General features: G+C 57.9%; 4 protein-coding genes. 2 read left to right on the plus strand and 2 right to left on the minus strand.

The genetic code is table 11. The features are described 5' to 3' along the window. On the plus strand, positions 1–1,262 hold a 1,262-nt coding region (locus ACLQ7H_RS12220; protein WP_411752900.1), incomplete at its 5' end, for a 4-aminobutyrate--2-oxoglutarate transaminase. Positions 1,263–1,274: 12 nt separating this feature from the next. Then, entirely contained in the window at positions 1,275–2,729 is a 1,455-nt protein-coding gene (locus ACLQ7H_RS12225; protein WP_021180637.1) for an NAD-dependent succinate-semialdehyde dehydrogenase, read from the plus strand. Between the two features lie 113 nt (positions 2,730–2,842). On the opposite strand, the gene yfcF is transcribed toward ACLQ7H_RS12225, so the two are convergent. Together yfcF and ACLQ7H_RS12235 are read right to left on the minus strand one after the other, a co-directional pair. Further along, entirely contained in the window at positions 2,843–3,478 is a 636-nt protein-coding gene (gene yfcF, locus ACLQ7H_RS12230) for a glutathione transferase (protein ID WP_411752901.1), read from the minus strand. 119 nt (positions 3,479–3,597) lie between these two features. Further along, positions 3,598–3,839 (minus strand): pentapeptide repeat-containing protein (locus tag ACLQ7H_RS12235; RefSeq protein WP_411752902.1); only part of this gene is annotated, 242 nt, incomplete at its 5' end.

A 3,839-nucleotide genomic window follows, 5' to 3' on the forward strand; every position in this document is an offset into this window, starting at 1 on the left:
AAAACGCAGAACTGAATCAACGTCGTCTGGCCGCTACCCCAAGAGGGATTGGCGTGATGTGTGGTTTTTACGCCGAGCGTGCAGAAAATGCCACCCTGTGGGATGTGGAAGGCAATGAGGTGATCGATTTTGCCTCGGGCATTGCCGTGCTGAATACCGGCCACCGTCATCCCAAGGTGATCGCTGCCATTGAAAAACAGCTCCAGGCATTTACCCACACGGCATATCAGATCGTTCCTTATGAAAGCTATATTTCTCTGGCAGAGCGAATCAACCAGCGCGCTCCGATCGAAGGCACCTGTAAAACCGCCTTCTTTACTACTGGTGCAGAAGCGGTAGAGAACGCGGTGAAGATCGCCCGTGCTTATACCGGGCGCCCAGGCCTGATCACCTTCGGCGGCGGTTTCCATGGCCGTACCTATATGACTATGGCGCTGACCGGCAAAGTGGCCCCTTACAAACTGGGCTTTGGCCCGTTCCCTGGCTCCGTGTTCCACGGCCAGTATCCGAATGCGCTGTATGGTGTCAGCACCGAAGATGCCATGAACAGCCTGGAACGCATCTTTAAGGCCGATATCGATCCCAAGCAGGTTGCTGCAATCGTGCTGGAGCCGGTGCAGGGTGAAGGGGGCTTTAACGTGGCTCCGGCAGAATTCATGCAGGCGCTGCGTACGCTGTGTGACCAACACGGTATCCTGTTGATCGCCGATGAGGTGCAGACCGGCTTTGCCCGTACCGGCAAACTGTTTGCGATGGACCACTATGCGGTGAAACCGGACCTGATCACCATGGCGAAGAGCCTGGCTGGCGGCATGCCGTTGTCTGCCGTGGCGGGCCGTGCTGAAGTGATGGATGCCCCAGCCCCTGGCGGCCTTGGCGGTACCTACGCCGGTAACCCATTAGCCGTTGCTGCCGCGCTGGCGGTATTGGATGTGATTGAAGAAGAGCAGTTGTGCCAACGCTCCCAGCGTTTGGGGCAACATTTGGTAGAGGTGCTGCAACAGGCACGCAGCCACTGCCCGGCGATTGTGGATATCCGCGCGCTGGGTTCCATGGTGGCAGTAGAGTTCAACGACCCGGCAACCGGTAAACCGTCGCCGGAGTTTACCCGTCAGGTACAGCAAAAAGCCCAGGAAGAAGGACTGTTGCTACTCAGCTGTGGAGTGAACGGTAACGTGATCCGTTTCCTATACCCACTGACCATTCCTGATGCCCAGTTTAACCAGGCGCTGGCAATCCTTTCCCGCGCGCTGGCCCAATAAGGAGCAATATCCATGAAACTGCAAAATCCCGACCTGCTGCGTAGCCAATGCCTGATTAACGGCGAGTGGTGCGATGCGCGTAGCGGCAAGCGTGAAGCCGTGATCAACCCGGCTAACGGTGTGGAGCTGACAACGGTACCTCTGGTGAGCGCAGAGGAAACCCAGCAGGCAATTAACGCCGCGCAGCAGGCACAAATCGGCTGGAAGCAACAGACCGCCAAGCAGCGTTCCGTATTGCTGCTGGCCTGGGCAGATAAAATCATGGCGGCTCAGGAAGATCTGGCGCAGCTGATGACCGCTGAGCAGGGGAAATCGCTGGCGGAAGCGCGTGGTGAAGTGGCCTATGCTGCCTCGTTTATTACCTGGTTCGCCGAAGAAGCCAAACGTGTTGACGGTGCCGTATTACAGGCACCACAGGCTTCGCAACGTCTGGTGGTGGTGAAACAGCCTATCGGCGTCTGCGCGGCGATCACTCCGTGGAACTTCCCGGCGGCGATGATCACCCGTAAGGCGGCCCCAGCTCTGGCCGCAGGCTGCACCATGATCGTCAAACCGGCTGAGCAGACGCCGTTGACTGCACTGGCATTGGCTAAACTGGCGCAGGATGCCGGTATTCCCGCAGGCGTATTGCAGGTGGTAACCGGCGAAGCGGCACAGGTGGGTAAAGTGCTGTGCGACAGCCCGGTAGTGCGCAAGCTGAGCTTTACTGGATCGACCGAGGTTGGGCGCATCCTGATGGCCCAATGTGCGCCAACCATTAAAAAGCTTTCGCTGGAACTGGGCGGCAACGCGCCGGTGATCGTGTTTGACGACGCCAATCTGGACGCGGCCGTCGCTGGGATCATGGCCTCCAAATTCCGCAACAGCGGGCAGACCTGCGTTTGCGCCAACCGTATTTACGTGCAGGACGGCATCTACGATCGCCTGGTGGATAAGCTGGTGGCCGCGGTTGAGCAACTGAAAGTCGGTGATGGCACACAGGAAGGGACGACGCAGGGGCCGCTGATCGATGAGGCCGCAATAGAGAAAGTGCAGAGCCACATTGATGATGCGCTAATCAAAGGGGCGCAGATCGCGACCGGCGGGCAGCCGCATGCGTTGGGACGTACCTTCTTCCAGCCGACGGTAGTGACCGGTGTGACGCAGCAAATGCGCTTTGCCAAAGAAGAAACCTTTGGCCCGGTGGCGCCGCTGTTCCGTTTCCATGACGAAGCGGAAGCTATCGCGATGGCCAACGATACCGAATTTGGTCTGGCTGCTTACCTGTTTACGCAAAACGCTGCCCGCCAATGGCGGGTGCCAGAGGCGTTAGAATACGGCATGGTGGGCATCAATACCGGTTTGATCTCCAACGAGGTAGCGCCTTTCGGCGGTATCAAACAGTCTGGGCTGGGGCGCGAAGGCTCTCGCTACGGCATCGAAGAGTATCTGGAACTGAAATATCTGTGTATTGACGTAAGCTGTTAACCCTCAAGACTTGAACGCTCCCCGGTGGCTTGCGCTGGCGGGGAGTGCTTCCTCCGAGCAAGAAGTGATGTTTCTCACCGTTGAGAACGGCGGCGTCGTGGCTGCCGGTTTTTTTAACCGTGCATTTTCTCTGGTAATGCCAACCACGCCTGCACCGATGGGCGCTGCCACTGTTTTTGTGCATAGTGGCGGAGCGGTTCCGGTACCTGATCGCCGTGTATCACCAGCCGGTTGAGCATCAGAGCCAGATCGGTATCGGCGATGCACCATTCGTGGAACAGGTGATCCTGGCCGTGGCTCAGCAACTTTCCCGCCGCCGTCAGCAGTTTTTGGGCTGCCCGTTGAGCGTCTGCACTTAATGGGGGAAATTTGACCGCGCTGAAAATCACCTCGGTTGGGCGTTCGGCCCGCAGCGGCAACAGATCGCTACGCAACCATGCCTGGATCTCACGGGCTTTGGCGCGCTGTTTGATGTCACGCGGATAGAGCGGATGGGCGGGATGGAGCTCTTCCAGATATTCCTCAATGGCGGAAGACTCGGAAAGCTGGAAGCTGCCCATCACCAACGTCGGTACCCGCAGCGTTAACGACAGGCTGCCGTAGGCCTGGCTTTGCTGTTCTCCCAGTGAGAGATCTACCGGCTTGACGGTAAACGCCATGCCTTTCTCCGTGAGCGCCACAAAGGTCGACATGGCATAGGGGCTGAAAAAGTCGCTATCAGTGTAGAGAACAGTGGCCGATGAGTTCATACGGATCCTTGGGGATGGGAAAGGGTTTTGGAATCATTGGCGAACGGCGCAATAAAATCAAGGCGATGGCCGATGATTTATCGTAATGGCGTATTAGGTACGGTGATGGCGGCTGGCAGTCAGGAGTCACTGACCAGGATTATCCCCAGCCGATCGATTAACCCGACGACCTGCTGGCTATCCAACTGTACTCCCTCCAGATCTACCTGGCGGATATCCATCTCCCCCAGCTCTGCGCCGGTCAGATTGCAGTGGTTGAAGGTGGCGGCCCGCCAGTCAAACTGATTGAACTCCCCGCCGGACAGATCGGAGCCAATAAAGCTGGCACCCAGCACGTTAGCGCCACTCCAGCGGTTTTCCC

This window comes from Serratia sp. (in: enterobacteria) (genome assembly GCF_046715635.1).
Taxonomy (GTDB): domain Bacteria; phylum Pseudomonadota; class Gammaproteobacteria; order Enterobacterales; family Enterobacteriaceae; genus Chania.

Excerpts from the sequence above, each read along its gene's own strand:
- ACLQ7H_RS12225 (WP_021180637.1), top strand. The coding sequence starts at position 1,275 with ATGAAACTGCAAAATCCCGACCTGCTGCGTAGCCAATGCCTGATTAAC.
- yfcF (WP_411752901.1), bottom strand. The coding sequence starts at position 3,478 with ATGAACTCATCGGCCACTGTTCTCTACACTGATAGCGACTTTTTCAGC.